Source organism: Micromonospora sp. CA-240977, assembly GCF_050942285.1.
GTDB lineage: Bacteria > Actinomycetota > Actinomycetes > Mycobacteriales > Micromonosporaceae > Micromonospora.
On sequence record NZ_CP192055.1, the window covers coordinates 503,098 to 529,623 of the forward strand.

26 protein-coding genes and 1 pseudogene are annotated in these 26,526 nt (G+C 71.2%); 17 read left to right on the forward strand and 10 right to left on the reverse strand.

Annotation, left to right across the window (positions count from 1 at the left end; all coding sequences use genetic code 11):
- Positions 1–38 precede the first annotated feature (38 nt).
- Positions 39–341 carry a hypothetical protein gene (locus ACQPWW_RS02445; protein WP_433128686.1) on the reverse strand — a complete coding sequence of 101 codons (303 nt, stop codon included), beginning with the start codon at positions 339–341 and terminating at the stop codon, positions 39–41.
- Between the two features lie 264 nt (positions 342–605).
- Between ACQPWW_RS02445 and ACQPWW_RS02450 the strand changes: the two genes are divergently transcribed.
- Positions 606–1,301, forward strand: coding sequence for a hypothetical protein (locus ACQPWW_RS02450; RefSeq protein WP_433128688.1), 696 nt, complete (start codon positions 606–608; stop codon positions 1,299–1,301).
- Between the two features lie 129 nt (positions 1,302–1,430).
- Here ACQPWW_RS02450 and ACQPWW_RS02455 read toward each other — a convergent pair whose 3' ends face one another.
- Positions 1,431–1,802 carry a DUF4267 domain-containing protein gene (locus tag ACQPWW_RS02455; RefSeq protein WP_433128690.1) on the reverse strand — a complete coding sequence of 124 codons (372 nt, stop codon included), beginning with the start codon at positions 1,800–1,802 and terminating at the stop codon, positions 1,431–1,433.
- 88 nt (positions 1,803–1,890) lie between these two features.
- On the opposite strand from ACQPWW_RS02455, the gene ACQPWW_RS02460 reads away from it, so the two are divergent.
- On the forward strand, positions 1,891–2,463 hold the full coding sequence (locus ACQPWW_RS02460) for a TetR/AcrR family transcriptional regulator (RefSeq protein WP_433128692.1): 573 nt from the start codon (positions 1,891–1,893) through the stop codon (positions 2,461–2,463).
- Positions 2,464–2,473: 10 nt separating this feature from the next.
- Here the strand turns inward: ACQPWW_RS02460 and ACQPWW_RS02465 are convergent, their stop codons facing one another.
- A complete protein-coding gene (locus ACQPWW_RS02465) occupies positions 2,474–2,731 on the reverse strand; it encodes a hypothetical protein (protein ID WP_433128694.1) in 258 nt (85 codons plus the stop codon).
- Positions 2,732–3,205: 474 nt separating this feature from the next.
- Here ACQPWW_RS02465 and ACQPWW_RS02470 point away from each other — a divergent pair, with 474 nt between their 5' ends.
- From ACQPWW_RS02470 to ACQPWW_RS02485, 4 genes are all read left to right on the forward strand, one after another.
- The gene (locus ACQPWW_RS02470; RefSeq protein ID WP_433128696.1) at positions 3,206–3,415 is read left to right on the forward strand and encodes a GntR family transcriptional regulator; all 210 of its coding nucleotides are present in this window, start codon (positions 3,206–3,208) and stop codon (positions 3,413–3,415) included.
- A 244-nt stretch (positions 3,416–3,659) separates the two neighbouring features.
- A complete protein-coding gene (locus ACQPWW_RS02475) occupies positions 3,660–4,340 on the forward strand; it encodes an NAD(P)-dependent oxidoreductase (protein ID WP_433128698.1) in 681 nt (226 codons plus the stop codon).
- A gap of 4 nt (positions 4,341–4,344) precedes the next feature.
- Positions 4,345–5,265: a sigma-70 family RNA polymerase sigma factor gene (locus ACQPWW_RS02480; RefSeq protein ID WP_433128701.1), complete on the forward strand. Its 921-nt coding sequence runs from the start codon at positions 4,345–4,347 to the stop codon at positions 5,263–5,265.
- A 163-nt stretch (positions 5,266–5,428) separates the two neighbouring features.
- Positions 5,429–8,293: a hypothetical protein gene (locus ACQPWW_RS02485; protein ID WP_433128703.1), complete on the forward strand. Its 2,865-nt coding sequence runs from the start codon at positions 5,429–5,431 to the stop codon at positions 8,291–8,293.
- Between the two features lie 48 nt (positions 8,294–8,341).
- On the opposite strand, the gene ACQPWW_RS02490 is transcribed toward ACQPWW_RS02485, so the two are convergent.
- Positions 8,342–10,021, reverse strand: coding sequence for a DNA repair helicase XPB (locus ACQPWW_RS02490; RefSeq protein WP_387116126.1), 1,680 nt, complete (start codon positions 10,019–10,021; stop codon positions 8,342–8,344).
- A gap of 174 nt (positions 10,022–10,195) precedes the next feature.
- Here ACQPWW_RS02490 and ACQPWW_RS02495 point away from each other — a divergent pair, with 174 nt between their 5' ends.
- Both ACQPWW_RS02495 and ACQPWW_RS02500 read left to right on the forward strand, forming a co-directional pair.
- The gene (locus ACQPWW_RS02495) at positions 10,196–11,083 is read left to right on the forward strand and encodes a L,D-transpeptidase family protein (RefSeq protein ID WP_433128706.1); all 888 of its coding nucleotides are present in this window, start codon (positions 10,196–10,198) and stop codon (positions 11,081–11,083) included.
- Between the two features lie 97 nt (positions 11,084–11,180).
- Positions 11,181–11,417 (forward strand): hypothetical protein, encoded by a 237-nt coding sequence (locus ACQPWW_RS02500; RefSeq protein ID WP_433128708.1) that lies wholly within the window; start codon positions 11,181–11,183, stop codon positions 11,415–11,417.
- Between the two features lie 18 nt (positions 11,418–11,435).
- Here the strand turns inward: ACQPWW_RS02500 and ACQPWW_RS02505 are convergent, their stop codons facing one another.
- The gene (locus ACQPWW_RS02505; protein WP_433128710.1) at positions 11,436–13,922 is read right to left on the reverse strand and encodes a helicase-associated domain-containing protein; all 2,487 of its coding nucleotides are present in this window, start codon (positions 13,920–13,922) and stop codon (positions 11,436–11,438) included.
- An 84-nt stretch (positions 13,923–14,006) separates the two neighbouring features.
- Here ACQPWW_RS02505 and ACQPWW_RS02510 point away from each other — a divergent pair, with 84 nt between their 5' ends.
- Both ACQPWW_RS02510 and ACQPWW_RS02515 read left to right on the forward strand, forming a co-directional pair.
- On the forward strand, positions 14,007–14,630 hold the full coding sequence (locus ACQPWW_RS02510; protein WP_433128712.1) for an HAD family hydrolase: 624 nt from the start codon (positions 14,007–14,009) through the stop codon (positions 14,628–14,630).
- Positions 14,631–14,657: 27 nt separating this feature from the next.
- Complete coding sequence (locus ACQPWW_RS02515) at positions 14,658–15,044, forward strand: cold-shock protein (RefSeq protein ID WP_088986676.1); 387 nt, start codon at positions 14,658–14,660, stop codon at positions 15,042–15,044.
- On the opposite strand, the gene ACQPWW_RS02520 is transcribed toward ACQPWW_RS02515, so the two are convergent.
- Positions 15,005–15,853, reverse strand: coding sequence for a 1,4-dihydroxy-6-naphthoate synthase (locus tag ACQPWW_RS02520; RefSeq protein ID WP_433128714.1), 849 nt, complete (start codon positions 15,851–15,853; stop codon positions 15,005–15,007). The genes ACQPWW_RS02515 and ACQPWW_RS02520 overlap by 40 nt on opposite strands.
- 767 nt (positions 15,854–16,620) lie before the next feature.
- Between ACQPWW_RS02520 and ACQPWW_RS02525 the strand changes: the two genes are divergently transcribed.
- A complete protein-coding gene (locus tag ACQPWW_RS02525; RefSeq protein ID WP_433128716.1) occupies positions 16,621–17,454 on the forward strand; it encodes a helix-turn-helix domain-containing protein in 834 nt (277 codons plus the stop codon).
- Here ACQPWW_RS02525 and ACQPWW_RS02530 read toward each other — a convergent pair.
- Both ACQPWW_RS02530 and ACQPWW_RS02535 read right to left on the reverse strand, forming a co-directional pair.
- Positions 17,423–18,106: a futalosine hydrolase gene (locus tag ACQPWW_RS02530; protein WP_433128718.1), complete on the reverse strand. Its 684-nt coding sequence runs from the start codon at positions 18,104–18,106 to the stop codon at positions 17,423–17,425. The genes ACQPWW_RS02525 and ACQPWW_RS02530 overlap by 32 nt on opposite strands.
- On the reverse strand, positions 18,103–19,704 hold the full coding sequence (locus ACQPWW_RS02535) for an MFS transporter (protein ID WP_433128720.1): 1,602 nt from the start codon (positions 19,702–19,704) through the stop codon (positions 18,103–18,105). The genes ACQPWW_RS02530 and ACQPWW_RS02535 overlap by 4 nt, the downstream gene beginning before the upstream one ends.
- Between ACQPWW_RS02535 and ACQPWW_RS02540 the strand changes: the two genes are divergently transcribed.
- The gene (locus tag ACQPWW_RS02540) at positions 19,703–20,632 is read left to right on the forward strand and encodes a DUF3027 domain-containing protein (protein ID WP_433128722.1); all 930 of its coding nucleotides are present in this window, start codon (positions 19,703–19,705) and stop codon (positions 20,630–20,632) included. The genes ACQPWW_RS02535 and ACQPWW_RS02540 overlap by 2 nt on opposite strands.
- A 37-nt stretch (positions 20,633–20,669) precedes the next feature.
- Here the strand turns inward: ACQPWW_RS02540 and ACQPWW_RS02545 are convergent, their stop codons facing one another.
- Positions 20,670–20,915, reverse strand: coding sequence for a DUF2530 domain-containing protein (locus tag ACQPWW_RS02545; RefSeq protein ID WP_433128724.1), 246 nt, complete (start codon positions 20,913–20,915; stop codon positions 20,670–20,672).
- A gap of 88 nt (positions 20,916–21,003) precedes the next feature.
- Between ACQPWW_RS02545 and ACQPWW_RS02550 the strand changes: the two genes are divergently transcribed.
- From ACQPWW_RS02550 to thpR, 5 genes are all read left to right on the forward strand, one after another.
- Positions 21,004–22,482 (forward strand): NCS2 family permease, encoded by a 1,479-nt coding sequence (locus ACQPWW_RS02550; protein WP_433134095.1) that lies wholly within the window; start codon positions 21,004–21,006, stop codon positions 22,480–22,482.
- 115 nt (positions 22,483–22,597) lie between these two features.
- The gene (locus ACQPWW_RS02555; RefSeq protein WP_357251878.1) at positions 22,598–23,047 is read left to right on the forward strand and encodes a MarR family winged helix-turn-helix transcriptional regulator; all 450 of its coding nucleotides are present in this window, start codon (positions 22,598–22,600) and stop codon (positions 23,045–23,047) included.
- Between the two features lie 71 nt (positions 23,048–23,118).
- The gene (locus ACQPWW_RS02560; protein WP_433128726.1) at positions 23,119–24,402 is read left to right on the forward strand and encodes an MFS transporter; all 1,284 of its coding nucleotides are present in this window, start codon (positions 23,119–23,121) and stop codon (positions 24,400–24,402) included.
- A 96-nt stretch (positions 24,403–24,498) separates the two neighbouring features.
- Positions 24,499–25,008 carry a hypothetical protein gene (locus tag ACQPWW_RS02565; protein ID WP_433128728.1) on the forward strand — a complete coding sequence of 170 codons (510 nt, stop codon included), beginning with the start codon at positions 24,499–24,501 and terminating at the stop codon, positions 25,006–25,008.
- 7 nt (positions 25,009–25,015) lie between these two features.
- Entirely contained in the window at positions 25,016–25,597 is a 582-nt protein-coding gene (gene thpR / locus ACQPWW_RS02570; protein ID WP_433128731.1) for an RNA 2',3'-cyclic phosphodiesterase, read from the forward strand.
- A gap of 65 nt (positions 25,598–25,662) precedes the next feature.
- Here thpR and ACQPWW_RS02575 read toward each other — a convergent pair.
- Positions 25,663–26,379, reverse strand: a pseudogene (locus ACQPWW_RS02575) (helix-turn-helix domain-containing protein); the annotation flags it as partial.
- Positions 26,380–26,526: the final 147 nt, after the last annotated feature.

The following is a 26,526-nucleotide window of genomic DNA, read 5'->3' on the forward strand; positions in this document are numbered from 1 at the left end:
GCCGGTGCGTTCAAGCTCGGTTCAGCGGACACCGCTGCCTAGAGGTCGATTTTCAGTACGCAGGAGCAGCGTTCGCCGTCGACGCGGCCAGCTACCCAGCCAGTACCCGCGCATCGCCGACAGGAGCTCTTCGCCAGGTAGTCGCTGGTCTCTGGCGCGAACCACGGCAGGCCGGCTCGAAATCCCAGGTAGGACTGCCACAGGCTGTACAGGCCGACGAGAAGCAGAACCGCCCCGAAGATGGCGAGCCCGACAGGTTCACGTAGCCAGATGAACAAGCCGCCTGCGAAGACGAACAACGGCCCGAACAGGAGACGAGTGAAGCGTGACAGCAGAATCACGGCGCTGCCTCCTGTATGTTGCACCGTCCGAGTGGCCAGATCGATATTAGTCACCGGAGCCTCAATTTGATCCCCGCGCCGCGGTCCCGGGCGGGTGCGCACTCCGACCCTGCTCATCGTGGTCGGCCGGCCGAGTCACCCGTCCGGTGGAGGCCACCCGTTCCACCCGCTCTCACGTTTTCCCTCCTCCTACGCTTCGCCGAAGGCAGATGGCACGTTCCCGGCGGCGGAGGGCAGATGGTGTCGAGGCGTACCCGTCGGACTGTGGTTGCGGCGGTTGCCGGCGGCCTGTTCGCCCTCGGCGTGGTCGCGCCGGGTCCGGCGGTGGCGCCGGTTCCTCGCGCGGCCCAGGCCGACGATGGCACAGCCCCCGATCCGCGCGACCCGCGCCCTCCGTTGCTGCCGGCGGACTTCCAGGGCACCGGCCGGTACGTCGTGCGGGACCTCGGCATCGACGTGCCGTTCACCTGGCAGGGCCGCGACGGCAACAGCCAGATGATCGCCGGTGGCCCGGAGCACCCCATCTGGTTCACGAACCTGATCTACGAGAACACTCTCTACACGCTCACCTACAAGTGGCCGAACATCCCGCTGTTCCCGCCGCGCGCCTGTAGCAAGATCCCGGGGTTCTTCAACCGGCAGACCTTCAACGACAAGATGAAGACCGCCCGGTACGTCGGGCCGGAGATCCTGCAGGGGGAGAAGGACCGGCACGTCGACCACTGGCGGGTCGGTGTCGTCGGCGGCTCCACAGTGCCGGGGGAGTTCTTCCGGTTCCCGCTCGCGCTCGGCGACATCTACGTCGACCAGCGGGACTCGACCCGGTGGTGGCAGGTGTTGCAGTTCGGCCTGCAGAACCTCTTCGACCCGGAGTTGGACGAGTGGTTCACGATGGACAGCTTCGACCACCGTCCCGGCCAGGTCCAACTTCCCGACCGCTGCCCACCCCCCACGTCGTAGCGCCAGGCCCCCGCTTGATCGACTCGGCCTCCATGAAGCCGGGGCATCAACGTGTCGCGGATGCCCCGACGTTCAGGAAGCCGGTGGGCGCGTTCCGGTCAGGACCGAAGGGTGGGGTGCGGTCGGCGGTCACAGGGCGAACAGCAGTGCCGCGTCGAGGAGGACGACGACGGCGGTGGCGAAGTGGATGCCGAAGGCGACGGCCTTCGTCCCGCCGTTCCGCAGCACGACGGCGGTGTCGCCAAGCGGGTTGAGCGCGACGATCAGCATGAACCACGCGACGGCATCGGCGGTGGTGAAGACGATCAGGGCGAGGCCGATCAGCCCGTAGCTGAAGTCGCGTAGGCCCTTGACCGTGAGGTAGGCGGGGTCACCGTCCGGGCGGGCCGGTACGCCGTATCCGGCGGCTGCGGCCTGCGGCACCAGCAGGAACCGCGCACCGATGAAGGCGACGAAGAGGGTGAGGACGACGGCGAGCCCGTAGGCGAGGGAAGACAACATGGTCCGCTCCGATTGCTAGCGCTGCTAGATATGTGAGCGACGCTAGCAGAGCAATGACAGGAACGCTAGCGGTGCTAGCATCGGTGGCATGACAACGGGAGCGCGCCGGGAGCGCGAGCGGGCGGAACGCGAGCGGGCGATCATCGCCGCAGCGCGTGACCTGGCCCTGGCGGAGGGCTGGGACGCGGTCACCACCCGGCGGCTCGCCGCCGAGATCGAATACAGCCAGCCCGTCCTCTACAGCCACTTCAAGGGCAAGGACGCCATCATGGCGGCGGTCGCCGTCGAGGGCTTCGCCGAGCTGGCCACCGCGCTGGCCACGGCCCGCGCCTCGGCCGCCGGTCCCCGCCAGGCGGTCGCCGACGTCGCGGCGGCGTACGTCGCGTTCGCCGAGCAGCGCCCCGCGCTCTACGACGCGATGTTCACGCTCGCCGTGGACCTGCCGTTCGCCAGCCAGAGCGTCCCGACCGACCTGGCCCGAGGTTTCGCCGAGCTGGCCGACGCGGTGCGCCCGGTCGCCGGGGACGACGACCTGGAGGCGGTTGCCGAGACGTTCTGGGGCGGCCTGCACGGGCTGGTCACGCTGATGCGCAGTGGCCGGCTCCGCCGCGCCGACCAGGACCGGCGGCTCGCGGTGCTGGTGCGTTGCTTCTCCCGGTGAGAGCCGCCGGTCACGGCTGACGGAGCCGTCGCGCGCACGGCGCGAGGTGGTCCACCGGCAGGGCGCACCGCGCGCCGCCGGGCAGTGGTCGATCGCAGAAGACCCAGTGTCGTACGCCCTGCTGGTCCTCCGCCGAGACGGTCACCCCGCCCGGCTCGACCCGCGCGCTGAGTCGGACCAGTACCCGGGCGGCGGTACGCGCGAAGATCCGGGCACGCAGCAGGTCCGGCGCGGTGATCGGCAGGTGGATCACCCAGCGGTCACTCATCGGCGGCAGCGCCGTTCGCGGATCTGCCGGGGTCGCGGCGGCTCTTCTCGCCTTCTCGTCGGAGGTGGCTCGTCGCGTCGGCTCGGCAGCCGACGGATCAGGTTGCGCACGGTGACTGCCCTTCGTCGGTGGGGATCGACGTGGAGGGACGGTCTCCGCCGGTTGCGGTCGGCGGAGACCGCCCCGCCCTGCGGCCGTTCCGGAGGTACGGCAGCAGGCCGCGCCGGGGGAGCGCGGCGGGTGAAGGTCTCGGCGGCGATGCGAGACCGGTACGAGAGGCGCCAACCGACCGCAGCAGCACCGCATCACCGAGAGCGACGGTATTGCTACTGAGTCACCTATGTCAAGCACGTCTCTGAGTTATCTACCCACTTATGTCACTCGTGCTACGTGCGTTGCCTGCGTCGAAGTAGCTGATCAATACTGGGCGGGCCAACCGACTGCAAGGGGCTCCAGATGCCTATTCCGCCCACGATGGATGAGTTGCTCGACGATCTTCTAGGCAAGATCAAGGACGGAACGTATCCGCCCGGTTCCCAGCTTCCGTCCGGGCGGGTGTTGGCAGATGAGTACGACGTCTCGCAGTCCACGATCAGCCGGGCGGTGGCGACACTGAGGAAACAGGGTGTGCTGGTCGGCCGGCCAGGTCGCGGCGTCTTCGTCGCTGAGTCCCGGCGGCGTTGACAGCGGCTGCGGTTGTTGCGCACCGATCGATGCGTTCGCGAGGCCACTACCCCCTGGTCGGCCCTTCCTGACCCGACGTTGACGCGGTGGGCGGCCTGCCGCGCCGCCATGGGTGCTCCCGAGAATGGCACGGCCCGAGCGGTGACCGGGTCCGGCGCGGTCCGCGCTGACCTGCGGTTTGTCACACCTGAGCCGCGCGGATCGACGTTCCTGTCGACAGCCACAGCGGGAGGGAGCACACCGGATGCGTATCGTCGTTCTCGGCGCGAATGGGGGCACGGGTCGTCGCCTGGTACGGCAGGCGTTGGACGCCGGCCATGACGTACGGGCGGTGACCCGGCAGCCGAAGTCGTTCCCGCTCAGTGGCCCCGGCCTGGAGGTGGTGGCCGCTGATGTCACAGCGGATGCCCCGGTGGGCGGCGCCGACGTGGTGCTGTCGACGCTGGGAGCGCCGTTCACCCGGCAACCGGTGACCCTCTACAGTCGCAGCACCGCCAGGGTCCTGGCCGCGATGCGCCGGGAGGGTCTGCGGCGGCTCGTCGTTGTCAGTTCCAGCGCCACCGAACCACACCACCACGCCGAGGGTGGCTTCTTCCTCAACCGGGTCATCCAGCCGCTTGTCACCGCCACGATCGGCAAGTCCACCTACGACGACATGCGCGCCATGGAGACGCTGGTACGCACCAGCGACCTCGACTGGACGATAGTGCGACCGTCCGGACTGTTCGACAGCGACAGCGTCACTCGCTACCGGCTCTCCGAGGATCGCTCCGACGGTGTCTTCACCAGTCGCGCGGACCTGGCGGCCTGTCTGCTGGCGCAGGCCACCGACACTGCCTGGATCGCCCGGACCGTCGCCGTCACCACCGCCGAGGGCACGCCGACGCTGTTGGCGATGCTGCGGCGGGAAGCGTTCGGGAAATAGGCAGATGGACGACAAGCAGTGGTTCGCCGAGCAGTTCGCCCAGCATCGCCAGCGTCTGCGGGCCGTCGCCTACCGGCTGTTGGGTTCGCTGACGGAGGTCGACGACGCGCTTCAGGAGGCGTGGCTGCGGACCACGCGGGCCGATCCGGCCGCGATCACCAACCCCGCGGCGTGGCTGACCACGCTTGTCGGCCGGGTGTGCATCGACATGCTGCGGGCCCGGCAGGCGCGCCGCGAGCAGTTGAGCGCGACCTGGGAGCCGCTGGTCAGCGAGTACGGCGATCCGGAGGAAGCCAGCCTGCACACCGACGCGGTAGGCATCGCGTTGCTCGTGGTGCTGGACAGCCTTGAGCCTGCCGAGCGGCTGGCGGTGGTGCTGCACGACATGTTCGGTATGCCGTTCGACCAGGTGGCCACCGTCGTGGGGCGTACGCCGGCGGCCACCAGGCAGTTGGCCAGCCGCGCCCGGCGGCGACTGCGCGAGCACGCCCCGCAGCCCCGGGCCGGTCTGCCCGCCCAGCGACGTGTCGTCGACGCGTTCCTGGCCGCCGCCCGCGACGGTGACTTCGACGCCCTGCTGGCCCTGCTGGACCCCGACGTGGTGTTCCGCTCCGACAACGGACGCCGTGCGCGGCTCGCACCCGCCGTGCTCACGGGCGCGCACGCCGTGGCCGGTCGCGCCGCCGACGCCGGGCCACGGTTCGCGCGCCTCTGCGCTCCGGCTCTGGTCAACGGGGTTGCCGGTGTCGTCGCCCGGGACCGGAGCGGCAAGCCCATCGCCGTCGTCGGCTTCACCGTTCGCGGCGATCGCATCGTCACCATCGACATGATTCTCGACCCGGACAAGCTGATGATCGACTCGGTTTCCGTGAAACCGCGGCATCAATATGCCCCGGACACCCCCGATTTCAGGAAGTCGAGTTGATCTTCCTATAACGTCCGGTCCGCGACACAGCGAGATTTCGGGACGTGAGCGCGTGACGCGTATCGGTACCCTCGCGGATGAGATGGCGAGGCGCGCCAATCTCGTCCGGGGGGACACAATGGTCGAGCGCGTACGAAGAATGCTTGCCGCATCAATCGGGATCATGCTCGGTGCGTGCCTGGTCACCGTCACCGCCAATCCGGCGCAGGCCGATGCGCAGTTGGACCTGCAAAGGTCCGGCTGGGCCTACACAGACTCATATCTACCGAAAAAGTCGTTCATCGACGCTGCCGGAGACGCGCCGATCGGCGCCTGGGCAGACGCGCGCGGCAACACGCACAAGTCGCGGTCCTATTTCACCTTCGACGTCTCGCGTTTCCGCAAGGCCATTGTCCACCGGGCCGAGCTCATTATCGGAGAGCGATCGGCTGCCGACTGCGCGACGGCTCAGCCCGTCCAGCTCTGGCGTACCGATCCGATCAAGGCGACCACGAGTTGGGAGTCGGAGCCGCGCCGGCGCGAACTCATCGGCACCATCCTGGCCGGCGGCTCGGCCACCTGTCCCGGCTATCTGGTCTGGGACATCATGCCGACTCTCCAGAGCCTGGCCGATCAGGACAAGCCGACAGTGACCGTCGAGATCGCCGTGCCGCACGGCGACGAGGGCAAGCTGTCGCACGGCCGAAAGCTCCGCCCCTTTCCGGTGATCCGCAGCGATGTCAACCACGCCCCGACCGTCGCGCAGATCGGGCTCGAGTGGCCGTCCTGGGCCTGCGGCACCAAGAAGAACCCGCAGGCGGTCGGGCCACGCAGCTACTCCTTCATGCTCCGGGGCGCGGACGCGGACAGCGGAGATTCGTTCCTCAACGGGCAGTTCGCCGCCTGGCCGGTCGGCCACGAGGACCAGCGGACCGAGCAACTCGGCTCGAGTTACGGAACCGTCGCGAAGGTCCCCTGGGAGATGTCGCAGTACCCGCACGGGACCGTGGTGGCGTGGACTGCCCGTGCCTACGACGGTCAGGACTACTCGAAGTGGGCTGCACCGTGCTACGTGAAGGTGGACAGTCAGCGGCCAACGCCGCCCGTGGTCAGCTCGACGAAATACCCGGCTGACGGCCAACCCCACGGCGGCCCCGGAGTGCCGGGCACGTTCGTCTTCACTGCGAACGGGTCGCCCGACGTGGTCGGCTACTACTGGGGGCGCTACGGCGAGACGTACAACTACCTGCCCGCGCCCGCACCCGGCGCGGCCGTCACGCTCGAATACGCGCCCACCTCCTACAGCGAGCAGCTGAGCGTACGCAGCGTGGACAGCGCGTCGAACTCCTCCCTGGTGACCACCTACGAGTTCTCGGTGCGATCCACGGCGCCGGAGGTGCGGGTGACCGTCGGGGGAGTCGGCCTGCCGAGTCAACTGGCGATCTCGACAAACGTCGAGGGGGTCACCGAGTTCGGCTACCGGATCGGTGGTGGCGACGAGATCAGGGTCCCGGCGGCCACCGATGGCAGCACAGAGGTTCCGGTGACGTTCCCGGAGGCCGGTGTCATCAGGCTTGAGGTGCGCAGCTACGTCGGCACCGAGTTCGTCGGCGCGTCCACCCAGAATGTGCGCGTCGACGACACCCCGGGCGTGGAGTCGGCCGACTTCGCCTTCCCCGACCACAACGGTGTGGTGGGTCGTCCGGGCACCTTCACCTTCCGACCCGGCCGGGCCGGGGTGGTGGCGTACGAGTACGGGTTGCTCTACGCCGAAATGGACCGCATCGACGCGGCAGCGGACGGCACCGCGGTGCTGAGCTGGACACCGACCGAGCCGGGCTGGCACACGTTCATGGTGCGCAGCATCAGCGCCGACGGCACCAGATCGGACGTCGTCCAGTACGAGTTCAACGTCATCGACACGAAGCCGAGCGTCTACTCCCAGACCTACTACGAGTACGGGGCGTGGGGCGGCGTGGGCATCCCCGGTGAGTTCCACATCAGCACCGCGATGCCGGACGTGGACGTCTTCCTCTACCGGTACAACGACGGAACCGAGCAGGTCCTCGACCAGACGAACAACGAGACCCAGCTGACCCTTGCCCCGGACCGCTCCGGCAGCAACACGCTTGCGGTGCGGACGCGTTTCCTGAACGGGTCCTTCTCGCCGACACGGACCTACACGTTCGAGGTCAGTGACGCACCGGTGGTGACGTCCAGCGCGTACCCCGAGAACGACTCCGCCGGCCAGCCAGGCCAGCCCGGACAGTTCACCTTCAACCCGGGCCGCTCCGACGTGGTGGAGTACCGCTACGTGCTGGAGTACAGCGGCGAGGAGCAGGTGGTGGCCGCCGGACCGGACGGCAAGGCGACAATCGAGATCGCGCCCGTGCACGCCGGCTACACCCTGCTGACGGTCACCAGCCGGGCCGCGGACGGCACGGCCAGCGCCGAGCGGCGGTACTACTTCCGGGTACGCGATCCGCGGGTGAACGTGAGCAGCGCGTACGACGAGTACACCCCGCGTGGCGGGATCGGCGCGGTCGGCAGGTTCGGTGTCTACACCGAGATCGGCGAGGTGACGACCTTCGAGTACCAGCTCAACGGCGGCGCCTGGCAGAGCGTGCCGAAGAAGCCCGAATCGCTGGCCACCGACATCTCGGTGACCATGGATCGCAACGGCGCGAACGTGTTCTCCGTGCGGGGCCGCACCGAGGCGGGCGAGTACACGCCGCAGACGGACTACCCGTTCCTGGTCGGCACCGCACCGCGGGTGTCGTCGACCACCTATCCGGAGGGTCAGTGGGCCGGTGGCGTCGGCGTGCCGGGTGACTTCACCTTCACCCAGGGCGGTCCCGGGATGGTGGAGTTCGAGTACACGATCGACAACGGGGAGCCGGCGACGGTGGCGGCGAACGCCGCCGGGGTCGCCACCGTCGCCTACACGCCGACCTCGATCAGCTCGCACACCATGAGCGTGCGCGGGCGTACGGCCGACGGGGTGTGGTCCAACCCGACCAACTACTACTTCCTGGTCAACGTCTCCTGATCCGGCGGTGACGCGGTGGGTCGCCCCTTCCGGGGCGACCCACCGCGCTCAGTCGAAGGACGGCAGGGACGGGCCGAGGACGTCGTCGGCGTCGACGATCGTGTACGCGTACCCCTGCTCGGCGAGGAAGCGCTGCCGGTGCGCCGCGTACTCCGTGTCGATCGTGTCCCGGGACACCACCGTGTAGAAGTGCGCCTGCCGGCCGTCGGCCTTCGGCCGGAGCACCCGCCCCAACCGCTGCGCCTCCTCCTGCCGCGACCCGAACGTCCCGGACACCTGGATCGCCACCGCCGCCTCGGGCAGGTCGATGGAGAAGTTGCCGACCTTGGAGATCACCAGCGTGCGGATCTCCCCGGTGCGGAACGCGTCGAACAGCCGCTCCCGCTCCTTGTTCGTGGTCGAGCCCTGGATGATCGGCGCGTCCAGATATTCGCCGAGCTGGTGCAACTGGTCGATGTACGCGCCGATGACCAGCACCTGGTCGTCCGGGTGCCTGTCGACAAGCGCCTTAACCACCGGCAGCTTGGTGCGGGCGGTCGCCGCCATCCGGTAGCGCTCCTCGGCCTCCGCCGTCGCGTACGACATCCGCTCCGCGTCGGTCAGGGTCACCCGGACCTCGGTGCACTCGGCCGGGGCGATCCAGCCCTGCGACTCGATGTCCTTCCACGGCGCGTCGTACCGCTTCGGACCGATCAGGCTGAACACGTCACCCTCGCGGCCGTCCTCGCGTACCAGCGTCGCCGTCAGGCCCAGCCGACGGCGGGCCTGGAGGTCCGCGGTGAACCGGAAGATCGGCGCGGGTAGCAGGTGCACCTCGTCGTAGACGACAAGGCCCCAGTCGCGGGCCCCGAACAGGTCCAGGTGGGTGAACGCGCCGCCGCGCCGCGAGGTGAGCACCTGGTACGTGGCGATGGTGACCGGGCGGATCTCCTTGCGCTCGCCCGAGTACTCCCCGATCTCCTCCTCGGTCAGCGACGTGCGGGCGATCAGCTCCCGCTTCCACTGCCGGCCCGCCACGGTGTTGGTGACCAGGATCAGCGTCGTCGCCTTCGCCTCGGCCATCGCCGCCGCGCCGACCAGGGTCTTACCGGCGCCGCACGGCAGCACCACCACACCCGACCCGCCGGCCCAGAACGCCTCGACGGCCTCCCGTTGGTACGACCGCAGCGTCCACGGCTTGCGCCCGTCCTTGCCGGCCTCGGCCAGCTCGATCGGGTGCGCCTCACCGTCCACGTAGCCGGCCAGGTCCTCCGCCGGCCAGCCCAACTTGAGCAGCGCCTGCTTGAGCCGGCCGCGCTCGGACGGGTGCACCCGGATCGTGTCGTCGTCGATCTTGTCGCCGAGCATCCCGGCGAGCTTCTTGCTCTTGGCCACCTCGATCAGCACCAGCCGGTCGAGCGCGCGCAGCACCAGCCCGTACGCCGGGTCGTTGGCGAGCTGGAGCCGGCCGTACCGGTCCATCGTCTCGGCCACGTCCACGAGCAGCGCGTGCGGCACCGGGTAGCGGGAGTACTTGAGCAGGGAGTCGACCACACCCTCCGCGTCGTGCCCCGCAGCCCGGGCGTTCCACAGGCCCAGCGGGGTCAACCGATAGGTGTGCACGTGCTCCGGCGAGCGCTCCAGCTCGGCGAACGGCGCGATCGCCATCCGGCAGGCCTGCGCGTCGGGGTGGTCGATCTCCAGCAGCAGCGTCTTGTCCGACTGCACGATCAGTGGTCCACCGCTCACGCCAGCGTCCTCTCCTCGGTTGGCCGCCCGGCCGGGACGGGTCGCATACCCGCCGCTGGCCGACCATCCAGTGTTGCACGATGTGGGATCCGCAAAGAAAGATGCTCACCGGTCGCAACCGTGACGGCACTCACGAACGTCTAGTAAAGGGACGATCGTCCAGTGGGAGGTTCCATGCAGCGGGTCCGGATCACCTCCCGACTGGTCGCCCTGGTGGTGGTTGTGCTGGTCGGCGCCGGTGCGTGCGCGTTCGATCCGCAGTCCGGCGGGAGTGGTGGCGGGGGAGCCGCCCCAGCCGGTGCGGCGGAACAGGCAACGGGGGCGAGCGCCACGCCCGGCCCGGACCAGCGCGGCCGGCCCACACCGGCCGCACCCACCCCGACGCGGAAGGCGACCCGGCCCCCGGCGCCGAAACCCACCCGCAGCGCGACGCCGAAGCCCACCACCAGCACCGGCACGCCGACGGTCGCCGGTTGCCCCCAGGGCCAGCACCAGCGCGAGGTGGAGACCTACCTGGCCCGACTGGGCGGGTTCGGTGCGGTGACCGTGGACGGGCGGCAGTCCGCCGCCGACTGCGCCGCGATCAAGAAGTTCCAGAAGAGGTACGGCATTCGCCCCGTCGAGGGTCGCGCCGGACCGACCACGTACGACGTGGCCCAGCGCCTCGCCACCACCGACCCGGCCCGGTGCAAGGCCGGCACGGGCACGACGTTCTGCGTGGACCTGACCCGGCAGACCGTCTGGGCGGTCCGGGGCGGCAAGGTGATCATGCCCCCGACGGTGACCCGCACCGGCATGGCCGGCTACCGCACCCCGGCCGGCACGTTCACCGTCAACTTCCGCAACCCGAAGGAGTGGTCCGACCCGTACGAGGTGTGGCTGCCGTACTGGCAGCACTTCACCCAGGGCATGGGCTTCCACGAGACCACCACCTACCTGCACGACACGTCGATCGGCTCGCACGGCTGCGTCAACCTGCTGCACGCCGACGCGGTCCGGATGTGGGAGCTGGGCAAGGTCGGCACCCGGGTGGTGCTCATCGGCCGCCGCCCCGGCACCTGACCGGCACGGGGCGAATCGGGGCGGTAACCCCCTGTCCGCCCGGTCCTTCGAGTGTCACGCTGGGAGGCCAGGGCCGGACCGGGCGGGGAGGCTGGGCATGACGGTCGACCGTGAGGTAATCCCAGAACACGAACAGGCACCACCCGACGAGGTGTCCCGCGCGACAGTGATCGCCTACGCCGTCGCCGCGACGCTCCTCGTCGGGTGGTTCCTCTTCGGCTGGCTGGTGCTGCGGCAGGGCTTCGTCGACTCGGTCGGGGAGTCCGCCGGCGCCGGCTTCGCGCTGCTGCTGATCATCTCGGTGGTCGGCACCGTACGCCGCAGCCGCCGCTGACCGCGGAGGTGGCGCCGTTCAGTCCGCCACCACCGCCGCGGTGATCCGGTGCAACGCGAACGTGTGCAGCATCTCGGTCCGTTCGTCCTCGGCGCGTAGGTAACCGGCACCGATCGAGACCGGTTTGACCAGCCGGGACGCGGTCGCCCCGTGCGCGTCGACGTAACCGACCCAGACCAACGCCTTGTCGCGGACCGCCTGTTGGAGCACCGCCAGGGCCTCGCTGTGCGTGTGCGCCGGCACCGGGCCGCCGCCCAGCCCGGCCGCCCCGCCCCGCACCACCGCCGGTGCCCGCCGGGCCGCCCGCGCCGCCGCGTCACCCCGCCGGATGTGCTCCACCACCCCGAGCAGCCGGGGCATGGGCAGCTTCGGCGCGGCCAGCGGGTCGAGGGTCCGGCTGGTCACCGACACCCGGGCCGGGGCCCGGCGGATCCGTGGCCGGGCCAGCACGGTGCTGCCGGTGCCGTCCTCCTGCACCGGGGCGAATCCGGCGTCGCGCAGCGCGCCCAACAACCGACCGACCTGGTACGGCGTACACAGCACCGTCGGCGCGAGCCGGCGCAGCGACAGGGACTCCAACCGGCGGTCGGCAAGCACCTCACTGATCAGCGTCTCGTCGTCGCTGCGCAGGTACGCCCCGGCCAGCCCGACCCGCAACCCGCCGTGCTTACGGGCCACGTCGTCCACCAGGTAGGAAAGCCCCTGCGGCACCGGGGTACGCGACCGTCGCCGGAACACGTCGTGCAGGTCGTCGGCCGTGTAGCCCGAATCCAGGGCCCGCCGCACGCTCGCCGTCGTGACCCGGTGCACGCTGGCCCCACCGGCCGATTCGAGTTCGGTCATCGCCTCCAACTCGGCGGCGAGCGCCGGTTCGGGTGGGCCGGGCACCACCACTGTCAGGTCGGCCTGCACCAGGAAGTGGTCGACCGGGGCGGGCAGCAGCGCGTCCAGGGCGCGGGCCGCACCGGACGGGTCACCGCTCTCCACGTCGGCGTGCACGCCCAGCGGGTCGTCGCCACCCCGCTCGTCGGCCGACATCAGGTCACCCAGCAGCAGCCGACCGTACGAGGTGAGCGCCCCCAGCCCGGTCACGCCGAGCTGCGCCGCCTCGGCCAGCACCTCCCGGTGGGCGGCGTCGCGGCCCCGGCTGCGTCGCGGCGCCCGCCAGTCCAACAGGTCCTGCACCTCCTGCGGGGTGGGCGCGGTCGCCGGTTCCAGGTCGGCGAGCACACCGAGCACCGCCCGCCGGGTGGCCGGCGCGCTGGCCCGCTCGGCCTCGGCGGAGAGCGCGGTGATGGGCCGGTCCCGGTCGTCGCGGCGGCCGACCAGCCCCACCTGCCGGCTCATGGTCAGCCAGGCTCGGGCGAGCTGCTCCCACCGCTGGGCCAGCGAGGCGGCCCGCCACACCTCGTACCCGCCGGTCGGCAGCACCTGCTGGTCCGCTCCGTACCGGCTGGTGGTCGCGCCGGGCATCTCCAGCTCACCCGCGAGCCCCGCCGCGTACGCCACCTCGAGCAACAGCGCCGTGGTCGACTCGTCCAGCCCGGCGGTCCGGGCCAACCGACGCAGGTCCCGCACACCGATGCCGCCCGACCGGAGCACCGGCGCGGGCTCGTCGGCGAGTTGCTCCAGCAGCCCTTCGGTGTGTCGGACCACCTCCATCGTCTGCCCGGCGCCAGCCGAGTCGACAGCCTTCGGCTCACGCGGCGCGGCGGCGACCGGCGGTGGGCTGGTGCGTAGCGGGCCGAGCGGCCCGCTGTCGCGCCGGAGCAGCAGGCCGACCTCTCGGGGCAGCTCCACAGTGCCGCTGGCCGTCGACGAGCCGGTCGTCACGGGGACCAACAGCCGGTTGTCGACCAGCCAGCGCACCGGGGACCCGGTCGGGGCGCCGCCGTTTGTCGGATCGGAGAGCACCGGGTCCTCCGCACCGAGCGGCGGCGCGTGCAGAGCGCCAGGGGGCACGCTGCCCACCGGTGGGCCGGCCGCCAACCGATCGAGGATCGCCCGGGCCGACGGCGGGGCGGCGAGCAGCGTCCGGCGGAGCTTCGCCGGGTCCGCGCAGAGCGCAGCCGTGCGCGGGTCCAGCTCCGCCGCCGGCCGGCCGAGCCCGGCGGGGTACGGGGAAACCTCGTCGACGGCGGGCACCACGTGCAGCGCGTGCTCCGGGCCGTACAGCAGGAAGAGCGCGCGCAGCCGGCCCACGGCGGCTCGGACGGCCGTCGGAGCGGGCGGGTGCGGCCCGGCGGTCGCCATCGCGAGCACGGCGTCGGTGGCCGTGGTGCCGTCCTCCGGGTTCCGGGTGAGGCGGGCGGCGTCGAGGATCTGGAGGGTGAACTGGTCCAGCCCGTCCAGCGCGCGGGCCACCGACACCCGGGACTGGGCCCGGATGGACAGGGCGGAGACGTCGGCTGGCACGGGCACGACGAGGTCGGGCCGCAGCTGGAGGAGCGCGGCCAGTGACTCGTCGGGCAGCGACCGCAGGTGGTCGGCGAGTGAGGTGGTCATCGTCTTTCCACGCTAGCCCGGCAGTGGGCTTCCGCGCCCCTCGGACGTCCGGCCGACCGGGAGTCGCCGGGTAGGTTTCTCGACATGCCCGCACTGACCGTCGGATTCGACCTCGACATGACCCTGGTGGATTCCCGCCCCGGCATCGCCGCGGCCTATCGGGCCCTGACGGCGCGGACCGGCGTGCCGGTGGACGCCGAGCTGGCGGTGTCGCGGCTTGGGCCGCCGCTGCGTACCGAGCTTGCGCACTGGTTCCCGCCGGAGCAGGTCGAGTCGGCCGTGCGGGCGTACCGCGAGCTGTACCCGGCGTACGCGATCACCCCGTCTGTCCTGTTGCCGGGCGCGCGGGAGGCCATCGACGCGATCCGCGCCCGGGGCGGCCGGGTGCTTGTCGTCACATCCAAGATCGGCCGGTTGGCCCGGCTGCACCTGGACCACCTCGGCCTCACTGTCGACGCGTTGGCAGGTGACCTGTTCGCCGAGCAGAAGGCGACGGCCCTCCGGGAGCACGACGCGACCCACTACGTCGGCGATCACGTCGCGGACATGGTCGCGGCGGCGACCGCCGGGGTGCCCGGCATCGCTGTCGCTACCGGCCCGTGTTCCGGCGATGAGCTGCGCGCGGCCGGGGCGGATGTGGTGCTGGACGACCTCACCGAATTCCCGGCGGCGCTCGACGGCATGATCCAGCTAGCCTTGGAGCAGTAGCGGCTCAAGTGAAGCAGGGGTTTTCAGGTGCCTACGGGTCGAGTGAAGTGGTACGACACGGCCAAGGGATATGGCTTCGTCACCAGTGACGAGGGCGGCGACGTGTTCCTGCCCAAGGGCGCGCTGCCGGCGGGTGTCACCGACCTCAAGGGTGGCCAGCGGGTCGACTTCAGCGTGGTCGACAGTCGCCGGGGCGCGCAGGCCATGGGAGTCAAGCTGCTGGACGCGCCGCCGTCGATGGCGGAGTTGCGCCGTCGGCCGGCCGAGGAGCTGCACGGCCTCGTCGAGGACATGATCAAGGTGCTGGAGGCGAAGGTCCAGCCGGACCTGCGCCGGGGGCGGTACCCGGACAAGAAGACGGCGCAGAAGATCGCTCAGCTGGTCCACGCGGTCGCACGCGAGCTGGAGGTCTGAGGCACCAGGCCGGCGGTGGCGGCTCGATCGAGCAGTGCCGCCACCGCGGCGAAACCGGCCTCGCCCAGGTCCGCGGTGAACTCGTTGACGTAGAGGCCGATGTGCCGGTCCACCACATCGAGTTCCATCTCCTGGGCGTGCGTCAGCACGTACTCCCGGCTGGCCGCCGGGTCCGCCCAGGCCTGCCGGACCGACTCGCGGACCCAGCCGGCCGCGGCCTCCGGGTCCACCGCGCCGCGTCGGGCCAGGATCGCGCCGAGGGGGATGGGCAGCCCGGTGTCGGCCTCCCACCACTCGCCGAGGTCGACGAGGGCGGTCAGGCCGTGCCGGTGGTAGGTGAACCGGGCCTCGTGGATGACCAACCCGGCGTCGTAGCGGCCAGCCGCGACGCCCGGCATGATCTCGTGGAACGGGACCACTTCGATCCGGGCCGGCGGCCGTCCGGCCGACCAGAGCCGGAACAGCAGGTACGCGGTGGTCCGGTCGCCCGGCACCGCCACCGTGGCGCCGGTCAGGTCGGTGCGGTCCGGCCCGCCGTCACGATCGCCGCGGGTGAGCACCAGCGGGCCGCAGCCGCGACCGAGCGCGCCACCGCAGGGCAGCAGGTGGTAGTCGTCGAGCAGCCAGGGCAGCGCCGCGAAGCTCACCTTCACCAGGTCGAACGCGCCCCGCTCGGCCGCCGTGTTGGTGACGTCCACGTCGGCGTACGTCACCTCGACCGGCGGCGCGCCGGGCACCCGCCCGTGCACCAGGGCGTGGAAGACGAACGTGTCGTTGGGGCAGGGCGAGATCGCCAGAGAGAGCGCCACGCCCCCACGTTAGCCCCGCCCCCGCGCGTTCGGTCGGCGCGGTGCGGTGCCTGTGACCTGTCGAGCATTCGCCGCCGTCTGCCCGCCACGCCAGCCAACGCCGAGTGCCAGTCCGGGTGCCAGCTGCCAGCCACGTTGGGCTTCGGTGGTCTCTTCAACTCCCTGTAGAGCTGCCCCGTATTTGGGGCGCGGCTCGACGCTGCGGCCCGGTGGTGGCGGTGCGGCCTGGCGGTGGCGGTGCGGCCTGGCGGTGGCGGTGCGGCCTGGTGGTTGCGGTGGGGCCCGGTGGTTGCGGTGGCGGTGCGGCGGTGCCAGCCAATGCCAAGTGCGAGTCCGGGTGCCAGCGACGTGGGGCTGTGGTGATCCCTTCAACTCCCTGTAGAGCTGCCCCGTATTTGGGGCGCGGCTCGACGACGCGGCCCGGCGGTTGCGCTGTGGCCCGGCGGTTGCGGTGCGGTCCGGCGGTTGCGGTGTGGCCCGGCGGTTGCGGAGTGGCCCGGCGGTTAGGGTGCGGCCCGGCGGTTACGGTGCGGCCCGGCGGTTGCGGTGTGGCTCGGCGGTGCGGCCCCGGCGGTGCTGGTGCGCCGATGATCGTGGGCCGTCGATCTTCGTGTGGCTCAGGGCCTCGTCAGCCGCCCCACTCGTGGGGCAGCTCTACAGGCGCTGACAGAGGTTCGTACACAGCCGCGGCGACACTATCCACAGGGTTTTCCACAGGTGGACGGGGCGTCGTTGACGGCGGGAGGTCGGCGGAAAACCATGGACTGGTGGCTACCGACAAGGGTGCGATCGACGTGGGGGCGGTTCTGCGCGATCTGCGTCGGCGTGCCGATCTCAGCCAGCGCGAGCTGGCCGAGCGGGCCGGGATCCCGAAGAGCACGTTGGCTCGGATCGAGGCGGGGCATGGTGCTGGGCCGGCGTTCCGGACGGTGGAGCAGCTCGTCAGTGCCGTCGGTGGGGAGCTCGTCCTCAGGCTGCCCGGCGAGCCCTCCCATCGGGCAGTCGGCGGCGAGCCACAGGATGAGCTGCGGGACGAGGCCGGTCGTCGATATCCGGCGCACCTGGACGTCCGTCAGGTCCTGACCCTCAAGGATTGGCCGGGGGCCTGGTGGGTGCACTCGTACACCCTTCCGCAGCGGTTGTGGCCGGTGCGTGTCCCGGAGTTGACCTACGACCTGGACCGAGCGCGGCGAGACGAGCGACGGGGGCGGGACCAGGCCCGCGCCCAGGTGCGGTTTCGGCGGGCGTTCGAAGGGCTGCCGGCCACGGCCTGGCGCTTCCTCGCCGAGGTGCCCGGGGCCGGGCCGGTGGGCGAGTTGAGGGCCCACGAACGGAGCGTGGACCTCCTCCTCGGCGAGGATTGGGGCGACCGGCGTGAGTTGGTGTTGGAAGGCGTTGTCGTTGTTCCCGGCCTGCGGACCCTGGGCATCGGGCGTCAGCTGATCGGGATGCTCGCCACCGAGATGGCAGCGGCCGGCATCCGGACCACCCACGCGATCGCCTCGTCGGGCCACGTCGACTTCCTGCTCGCCTGCGGGTTCGAGCTACAGGCGGGTCGGCCGTCGGAGCTCACGCTCGAAGTCCGTGCTCCTCGGCCGTAGTCAGCGCAAGCGCTGGAGCCGCCGCGGTGAGCGCGGTGAGGGCTTCGCGCAGGCGCCAGGCGTCCCGGTCGCGGGGGCCGATCGGGTTGGAGATGGTGCGTAGCTCGGCGAAGGGCACCCCGGCCTGTGCCGCGGCGACCGCCACGCCGTACCCCTCCATGGCCTCGGCGACCGCCTCCGGATGCCTGCGGCGCAGCTCTTCGGTGCTGGCGGCGGTGCCGGTGACCGTGCTGACCGTGAGCACCGGGCCAGCCGTGGCCGCCGGGAGGGCGGCCCGCAGCGCCGCCAGCAGGACTTGGTCGGCCCGCACCACGCTGCCGGCGCCGAGCAGCGCCAGTGGCATGCCCAACTCGTCGACGGGGATGAAGCCGTCAGGTGACTCGGCGCCCAGGTCGGCGGCGATGCTGGCGGTGCCGAGCACCGTGTCGCCCACCTCGGCCCGGCCGGTGAAGCCACCGGCCACGCCGGCGCTGACCACCGCGCGGTACGGCTGCCCGGCGGCTTCGGCCAGCGCCAGCAGGCGTGCGGTTGCGGCAGCGGCGACGGCCGGGCCCACGCCGACCGGGGCGACGGTCACGGTCGGGTCGGTCAGCCCGGAACGGATCGCGTCCGCCTCGGCCGGCACCGCCGTCACCACCAGCAGGCCGGTCACGAGAGCGAGCCGGGGGATTCGCGGCGGGTCTCCTCGTCGGCGCCGCCACCCGGGCCGCCGACGGCGGACGACGGCCGGTAGATGTGGTAGCCCGGCGGGGTCAGGTCCGGGCCTTCGTACGGCGGGGAGCTGCTCTGCGCCGGTGCCGGCGAGGTGGGCGCGGAGTCCTCTGGCTCGTCCGCCGGCTCGTCCTCGGTCAGCTCGTCGTCGCCGAGCGGTCGACCGGCCAGCTTCTCGCCGCGCAGCCGGGCGGCGATCAGCACACCCCGGATCGCGGCCAGGATGCCCACACCGGCGGCCACCGCGATGCCCATCCGGCCGTCGAACGGCACCAGCCCGAGCCCGCCACCGGCGACGAACGCGAGCATCAGCACCGTCTCGGAGTGGGCGAAGGAACTCGCTCGCAGCCGTTCCGGGATGCGCTCCTGGATGGAGGCGTCCACGGCCAGCTTCGAGATCCCGCTGACCAACGCCGCGACCAGGCAGAGCAGGGCGACCATCACCAGCGAGAACTGGATGACGGTGAGCACCGCCACGCCCGCCACGATGATCATGCTGCTGGACTGGATGGCGGTCGGCCGGTGGATGCGCAGCCGGGTGCCGACGGCGGTGGCCAGGAAGGTGCCGACCGCGAGCGCCCCGCCGACCAGCCCCAACGCCCACTCGGCGCCCAAATCCCGGCCGAACGCCACAGTGGTCAGGTCGCCCTTCTTGATCGCGAAGGCGAGGAAGAGCAGCAGGAAGCCGTACACCGCGCGTAGCGTCGCGGCACCGATCAGGGTGGCGATCACCAGGCGGCCGGCGGGACGCCCCCGACCCAGCGGCCGGTCGCCGCGGTGTCGACCCAGCGCGCGCAGCGGCCGGGGGACCCGCTCCGGTGGCTCCGAGTCGGCCATCGGCGGCAACCGCAGCGAGATCACCATGCCGATCAGGAAGATCACCGACGCGACGCGCAGCGGCCACTGCGGGCCGAACCAGAACGCTGCCAACCCGATCGGCGCCACCAGCGCGCCCGCGACCGTGCCGTAGACGCTGGCCCGGGCACCCACCTGGGAGAGGCCGAGCCCCTCCGGCAACAACCGGGGGACCGCCGCGGACCGGGCCACGCCGTACGCCCGGGACAGCGCGAGCACCCCGAACGCGGCCGGATAGAGCCCGAAGCCGTGGATGTAGTCGGAGATCAACCAGGCCAGGAACGCGCGGCCGAGCATCGTGGCGGCCAGGGCGTAACGCCGGCCGTGCCGGAAGTGGTCCAACAGCGGACCCACCACCGGGGCGAGCATGGCGAACGGCACCATGGTCACCAGCAGGTAGAGCGCGACCTTGCTGCGGGCCTCGCCCAGCGGGACGTTGAAGAAGATCGTCCCGGCCAGGCCGATGGCGATCAACGTGTCACCGGCGCAGGAGACCGCGTGCAGGTCGAACAGGCGAACCATGCCGACCTCGCCGCCGGCGCCCCGGGCGCGGGCCCGACCGGCCCGCCGGGTCACCCAGCGGCCGCTGCCCACCGAACCACGCAGCAGCAGGCGAATGGCGCGGATGCCGGTGCCGACGGTTCGCCCGAGGACGGATCGCCCGGAGCGGGAGTACGACGGCATGTGCACCATCCTCGCCCATCTGATCCGGGTACGCCGCACCACCGCGGGGAAAGGTTCCCCGGGAGTCACTGTCACCCCTGCGGGGCGCATGGGGAACAATGGTGAGGTGACCAGGCCCGCCTCCACCCGCGCCGCCCGTCTCGACCAGGTCTGTGCCGCCGCCGTCGAGGTGGCCCGCGCTGGCATCACCGAGGTGGACGCCGACGATGTCGGCGACCACCTGCAGGTCGTGGCCGAGGGTGAACGGCTGGTGACCCACTACTTCGAGTGCCTCCTCGCCGGCTATCGCGGCTGGCGGTGGGCGGTGACCGTCACCCGGGTGTCGCGCAGCAAGACGGTGACCATCTGCGAGACGGTGTTGCTGCCCGGCCCGGACGCGCTGCTCGCGCCCGGTTGGCTGCCCTGGCAGGAGCGACTCAAGCCGGGCGATCTGGGCCCTGGTGATCTGCTGCCGAGCGCGCCGGACGACGATCGACTGGTCCCCGGTTACGTGCTCTCCGACGACCCGGCGGTCGAGGAGACGGCGTGGGAGTTGGGCCTCGGGCGGGCACGTGTGCTCTCCCGGGAGGGCCGCGCCGACGCCGCGCAGCGCTGGTATGAGGGCGACCACGGTCCCGCCGCGCCGATCTCCACCGCCGCTCCGGCCGCCGCCCGTTGCGGCACCTGCGGGTTCTACCTGCCGCTGGCGGGCGCGATGCGGCAGGCGTTCGGAGCGTGTGGCAACTTCTACGCGCCGGACGACGGCCGGGTGGTGAGCGCCGACCACGGGTGCGGCGCCCACTCCGAGACGCTGATCGAGGCGGTCGAGACCGCCGTCGAAGAGCTACCGACGGTGTACGACGACAGCGCGGTGGAGGCCATGTCGGTCAGTCGCGCCCCGGGTTCGGTGGACGCGGCCGAGCCGGCGGAGCCGTACGGGCACTCCTGACCGTTCCGCGCCGGGGTGTCCCGGCACGGTGGCCAGGTCAGTTGGCGCGGCGGCGGCGGCGGTTGGCGTCGTGCCGCAGCATCACGGCGAGGCCGGGGAAGCCCCACAGGAAGCCGGCGAGGCAGGTCCAGAGCCAGTTCTCGTGATGGTGGTCGGTCAACCAGCCCCGGAAGAAGATCAGCAGGACCAGCCCGGCCACCGCCCAGGCGACCAACCCGGCGAGAGCGAACGGCACCATCGGCGGGTCCAGTGGTGCGGGCCGCGGTGGCTGCTCGTCCGGCATTCGGCAAGCGTACGCGATCCACTTCCCCTGCCCGCTCGTGATCTGGGACGATGCGCGCGACAACCGGAAGATCACCTGCGAGGACCTGATGGCAGTAGCGCCGCCCGAGACCGGCACACCTCCCGACCCCGCTCACCCGCGTAACGGCTTCGACCGGTTCTTTGAGATCTCCGCCCGTGGCTCGACGATGGGCCGTGAGGTACGCGGCGGCCTGGCGACCTTCTTCACGATGGCGTACATCGTGGTGCTCAACCCACTGATCCTGGGTGGCGCCGTCGACGCCGACGGCAAGACCCTGCCGATTCCCGCGCTGGCTGCCGCGACCGCGTTGGTCGCCGGCCTGATGACCATCCTGATGGGTGTGGTCGGCCGGTTCCCGCTGGCGCTCGCCGCCGGTCTGGGTGTCAACGCGCTTGTCGCGTACGAGATCGCTCCCGAGATGACCTGGGCCGACGCGATGGGCCTGGTGGTGATCGAAGGTGTGATCATCGCGGTGCTGGTGCTGACCGGTCTGCGGACCGCGGTGTTCCGTTCGGTGCCGACGCAGTTGAAGACCGCGATCGGGGTTGGCATCGGCCTGTTCCTGACCATCATCGGTCTGGTGGACGCCGGCTTCGTCCGGCGGCTCCCGGACGCCGCCAACACCACAGTCCCGGTCGGCCTGGGTATCGGCGGCAAGCTGGTGAGCTGGCCGCTGCTGGTCTTCGTGGTGGGTCTGCTGATCACCCTGGTGCTCGTGGTGCGCCGGGTGAAGGGCGCGATCCTGATCGGCATTTTCGCGTCCACCGTGCTGGCGGTGATCGTGGAGGCGGTCGCCAACATCGGCCCGTCGTTCGTGGACGGGAAGCCCAACCCGAAGGGCTGGGCGCTGAACGTGCCGGAGTTGCCGAAGACGGTGGTCGACCTGCCGGACCTGTCGCTGCTCGGCAAGTTCAACGTGCTCGACTCGTGGGGGCGGGCCGGCTGGGTGGTCGTGCTGATGTTCGTCTTCACGCTGCTGATCACCGACTTCTTCGACACCATGGGCACGATGGTGGCGGTGGGCCAGGAGGGCGGCCTGCTCGACGAGCAGGGCACTCCGCCGCGGGCCAAGGAGATCCTGCTTGTCGACTCGATCGCCGCGGCGGCCGGCGGCGCGGCCAGCACCTCCAGCAACACGTCGTACATCGAGAGTGCTGCCGGTGTCGCGGAGGGCGCCCGGACCGGCGTGGCCAACCTGGTCACCGGGGTGCTCTTCCTGCTGGCGATGTTCCTCGCGCCGCTGGTGGTGATCGTGCCGTTCGAGGCGGCCTCGACGGCCCTGGTGGTGGTCGGTTTCCTGATGATGACAGCGGTCCGGACGATCGACTGGTCGGACTACGAGATCGCCATCCCGGCGTTCCTCACGATCGTGCTGATGCCGTTCACCTACTCCATCTCCAACGGGATCGGCGCCGGTCTGATCACCTTCGTGGTGCTCAAGCTGGCGCGGGGTAAGGCCCGGGAGGTCCACCCGTTGCTGTACGGGGTGGCCGCGCTGTTCGTGCTGTACTTCCTGCGTGGGCCCATCGAGTCGCTGGTGCTCTGACCCGCGTACGGGCGGGGGGTCGAACGGGATTCCCCGCCCGGAACAGCACTAACGTCCTCGTGAGCCTGGTCATAACCGATGTCGTTAGCCATGCTCATTAGTTAAGCTAACTACTGTGACGGAGCGGACGGTGACGGCGAAACGCGTGCCACCGGCGCAGCTGGCCCCCCAGTTGCGTGATGCGATAACTCGACTCAACCGGCGGGTCCGCCAGGCCCGACCGGTCGGCGACCTCACGGTCACCCAGGTCTCCGCGCTCACCAGCCTGCGGCTGGCGGGTGCGATGACCCCTCGGGAACTGGCCGACGTCGAGCGGGTGCAGCCACCGACGATGACCAAGATCGTCGGGAAGTTGGAGGACCGGGGCCTCGTGCGGCGGACACCCCATCCGACCGACGGCCGGCAGGTCATCCTCGCGGCGACCGAGGGCGGGCACGCCGTGCTCGACCAGTTCGAGCGGGCCCGCGACGAGTGGCTGGCCCACCGGCTGGCCGCGCTCGACGAGGACGAACGGGAGACCCTGCAGAGGGCCGCCGAGATTCTTCAGCAGCTCGCTCGCGCCTGAGCCGCGCCCAGCCCCACCGGGCCGTGCCGTCACCTGTCGATGACGCGTACGTCCGAGGAGGCGCACCAAGAGTGCAGGCCAAGCTGAGCACGATGTTCCAGTCCCTACAGGTTCGCAACTACCGCCTCTTCGCATCCGGGCAGCTGATCAAGCTGATCGGCGTCTGGATGATGTTCATCGCCCAGGACTGGCTCGTCCTCGACCTCTCCAACAATTCGGCCACCGCGCTCGGCGTGGTCACCGCCTGCCAGTTCACTCCGGTGCTGCTGCTCACCCTGCTCTCCGGCCGGCTCGCCGACCGGTACGACAAGCGGGTGCTGCTCTTCGCCGCCAACGCCTTCTGGAGCCTGCTGGCGCTCGGCATGTCGCTGCTGGTCCTCACCGACCTGGTGCAGCTCTGGCACGTCTTCGCCTTCGCGGCCCTGCTCGGCACGGCCAACGCCGTGGAGACGCCGGTCCGCCAGGCGTTCGTCTCCGAACTCGTCGGCACGCCCCTGCTGCCCAACGCGCTGTCGCTGAACGCCGCCGTGTTCAACTCGGCCCGGATCGTCGGTCCGGCCGTCGCCGGCCTGGCCATCGCCGCGTTCGACGTCGGCCCGGTCTTCCTCTTCACCGCCGTCAGCTCCATCGCGCCCCTTGTCAACGTCGTCCGGATGCGGACCTCCGAGCTGCAGCGCGACGCCCTGCTGCCCCGCGACGAACGGGCCTCCGCGAAGGTCATCGACGGGCTGCGGTACGTGTGGCGCCGACCCGACCTGCTGTTGCCGATGGCGGTCATGTCGGTGATCGGCATGTCCCTCTTCAACTTCCAGCTCACCCTGGCCGCGCTGGCGAAGACGGTCTTCAACACCGGTGCTGCCTCCTTTGGCCTGTTCAGCACGGCGCTGGCCGTCGGCGCGCTCGGTGGAGCGCTCAGCGGCACCGGCCGGCGCAGCCGCCCGTCGGTCTGGCTGGTGCTCGGCGCCGCGATCGCCTGTGCCAGCTTCGGCACCCTGGTCGGCCTCGCGTCGGCGTACTGGCTGGTCGTTGTGCTGCTGGTGCCGACCGGCTTCTTCATGGTCTTCTTCGCCCAGGCCGCCAACCAGCGGGTTCAGCTGGGCGTGGACGCGGCCTTCCGGGGTCGGGTGATGTCCCTGTGGGTGCTGGTCTTCCTGGGCACCAATCCGGTCGGCGCGCCGCTGATCGGCTGGGTCGCGGAGCACTTCGGTGCCGGCGCCAGCATCTGGATGGGCGCGCTGATCTCGCTGGCCGCCGCGCTGATCGCCCTCACCTGGCAGTTGCGCCGATCCGGTGCCCGGTTGCGCTTCCGGGTGCTCCCGATGCCCCGCTTCTACGTGACCTCCACCGACTGCTGAGGTTTGACCCGGGTTCGGGCCGCGTCGCGTTGAGCGGATCGTGCGGATGCGGCCAAATCGCTGGCGGGCCGGCACGACGGGGCTTAGCGTCGATATGTGGGAGTCGGACGCGCGCTGATGCTGGCCCTGGCGTTCCTTGCCGTCGCCAGTCTGCCGGCAGCGTTCGCCCTGCTCTTCTGCTATGACGAGATCCTCGATCGGGTCGTCTGCGGCTGGTCCGAATGGCGGGAGCGCAGGCGGGAGAGGCGCACCATCGCCCGCCTGGACCGGGCCGTCGAGGCTGACGCGCTGACCCGCGACATCGACCTCAGCGGTTTCGACCGGGTCGACCGTCGACCCCTGGAGCAGCTCGCCGCCGACCTGCGCCGCCTCGGCGGTCAGCGGCTCGGCGGCACCGGTCGGTCGATGGTCTGGCACGGCGCGCTCCTCCAGGCGTACGACGACCGGCTCCGGCTGGCCTGCCGCGCCCTCGGCATCAGCGAGCACCTCGCCGAGTTGGCGGGCGTCGACCAGGAGATCGAGCGGGTTCGGGTGGAGGGGGTGCTGCACGCTGCCGGGCTGACCCTGCCGGCGGCGAGGGCCGGGCACCGGCAGCGGCACCGCTGAGCGACGGTTGCGGCTCTTCGTCGCGGTCTACCCGCCCCCCGAGCCGGTCGACCACCTCGGCGCGCGGGTCGCGCGGTTACGGGTCGGCGCGGCGTCCGCCGCCGGCGCTGCCGTCCGGCTCGCCGCTCCGGCCCAGCTGCACGTCACAGTGGGTTTCCTCGGCGACGTCGAGGCGGCCCGGCTGGTCGAGGTGGAGAGTGCGCTCGGGCTGGCCGTGGAGTGGTTCCGCGACGGCCGGCACGCCGCGCCCCGGCTCAGCCTCGGCGGCGGTGGCCGGTTCGGTCAGGCCCGGTCTACGGTGCTCTGGGTGGGCGTACGAGGCGAGGTCGAGGCGCTGTACGTGTTGGCCGGGCTGGTCCGGTCCCGGTTGCGACAGGCCCGGCTGCCGTACGACGTCAGGCCGTTCCGCCCGCACCTGACAGTGGCCCGGCCCGGTGATCGGATGGACCCGGCCGACATCGAGGCCGACCGGGCCGACCTGGACGACTACCAGGGCCCGGAGTGGCCGGCGACCGAGCTGTCGCTGATGCGCAGCCACCTCGCCGCCCGGGGCTCGCGCTACGACCGGCTCGCCGGCTGGCCGCTCTGACCCGGTGCCGTCGGCGGGACGACCCCGGCGGGTGCCGGTCCCTGGTCCGGGATCGGTGGGGCGGCGGCCGCAGCGGGTCTGATGTGGAGGACTTCGCGGGCCTGTTCGGCGGCGCGGATGATGCTCTCGCTGATGAAGTCGAGGAAGCGGGCGATGTTCTCCAGGCGGGCCGCGGCGGGGGTGTGCGGGCCGAGCAGGGCGACGCCCTGCCGTGCGACGGCGACGAGCTGGTCGTTGGACCGGGCGCCGGCGATCGTGGCCTGGTAGAAGAGCTCGTTGTCGACGACGTAGCGGTCGCGGCGGCGTTCGTCGCGTTCGCGGCGGACCAGGCTCTGGCCCTCCAGGAAGGTGATCGCCTTGGAGATGGACGCGGGGCTGACCTGGAGGCGCCTGGTGAGCTCGGACGCGGTGAGGCTGCCCGCGTCGGTGGTGAAGAGGCAGGTCAACACGCGGGCCGCCATCTTGGTCAGACCCGATCCCATGAGAACGGTGGTGAAGGTCTCCTCGTATTCGGCAACGGCCTCGGCGTCGCGTCCGTGCTGCGGGAGGGCCGATTCCGTCGGACGGGAGGAGGCTGGCCGGCGTCGGTGGGCGCGGCGTTCGGTGGCGCGGTGGGCCAGGTCGGCGCGGTAACCCATGGGACCGCCGTTGCGCATCACCTCGCGGGTGATCGTCGAGGTGGGTCGGTCGAGACGTCGGGCGATCTCCGCGTAGGGGAGGCTGTCGACCAGCCCCAGCGCGATCTGCTGGCGTTCCTGCTGGGTGAGTCGGCCCCCTGGCATCTGATCTCCCTGGTGATCCGTCGTGGCGACCTCGTGGCCCCTTCACCATAGCGTTCACTTCTTACCCATTGCAACAGCTACGACAGTGCTCGTTGCGTTAAGCGGCAACCGGTTGCAATGATATCGATGCGTTGAGCTGGAAAAACG

What these genes read in the sequence shown, in the direction of transcription:
- ACQPWW_RS02455 (WP_433128690.1), bottom strand. Translation starts at nt 1,802, where the DNA reads ATGTTGTCTTCCCTCGCCTACGGGCTCGCCGTCGTCCTCACCCTCTTC.
- ACQPWW_RS02460 (WP_433128692.1), top strand. Translation starts at nt 1,891, where the DNA reads ATGACAACGGGAGCGCGCCGGGAGCGCGAGCGGGCGGAACGCGAGCGG.
- ACQPWW_RS02465 (WP_433128694.1), bottom strand. Translation starts at nt 2,731, where the DNA reads ATGAGTGACCGCTGGGTGATCCACCTGCCGATCACCGCGCCGGACCTG.
- ACQPWW_RS02470 (WP_433128696.1), top strand. Translation starts at nt 3,206, where the DNA reads ATGGATGAGTTGCTCGACGATCTTCTAGGCAAGATCAAGGACGGAACG.
- ACQPWW_RS02475 (WP_433128698.1), top strand. Translation starts at nt 3,660, where the DNA reads ATGCGTATCGTCGTTCTCGGCGCGAATGGGGGCACGGGTCGTCGCCTG.
- ACQPWW_RS02480 (WP_433128701.1), top strand. Translation starts at nt 4,345, where the DNA reads ATGGACGACAAGCAGTGGTTCGCCGAGCAGTTCGCCCAGCATCGCCAG.
- ACQPWW_RS02485 (WP_433128703.1), top strand. Translation starts at nt 5,429, where the DNA reads ATGCTCGGTGCGTGCCTGGTCACCGTCACCGCCAATCCGGCGCAGGCC.
- ACQPWW_RS02495 (WP_433128706.1), top strand. Translation starts at nt 10,196, where the DNA reads ATGCAGCGGGTCCGGATCACCTCCCGACTGGTCGCCCTGGTGGTGGTT.
- ACQPWW_RS02500 (WP_433128708.1), top strand. Translation starts at nt 11,181, where the DNA reads ATGACGGTCGACCGTGAGGTAATCCCAGAACACGAACAGGCACCACCC.
- ACQPWW_RS02505 (WP_433128710.1), bottom strand. Translation starts at nt 13,922, where the DNA reads ATGACCACCTCACTCGCCGACCACCTGCGGTCGCTGCCCGACGAGTCA.
- ACQPWW_RS02510 (WP_433128712.1), top strand. Translation starts at nt 14,007, where the DNA reads ATGCCCGCACTGACCGTCGGATTCGACCTCGACATGACCCTGGTGGAT.
- ACQPWW_RS02540 (WP_433128722.1), top strand. Translation starts at nt 19,703, where the DNA reads ATGTGCACCATCCTCGCCCATCTGATCCGGGTACGCCGCACCACCGCG.
- ACQPWW_RS02535 (WP_433128720.1), bottom strand. Translation starts at nt 19,704, where the DNA reads ATGCCGTCGTACTCCCGCTCCGGGCGATCCGTCCTCGGGCGAACCGTC.
- ACQPWW_RS02545 (WP_433128724.1), bottom strand. Translation starts at nt 20,915, where the DNA reads ATGCCGGACGAGCAGCCACCGCGGCCCGCACCACTGGACCCGCCGATG.
- ACQPWW_RS02550 (WP_433134095.1), top strand. Translation starts at nt 21,004, where the DNA reads ATGGCAGTAGCGCCGCCCGAGACCGGCACACCTCCCGACCCCGCTCAC.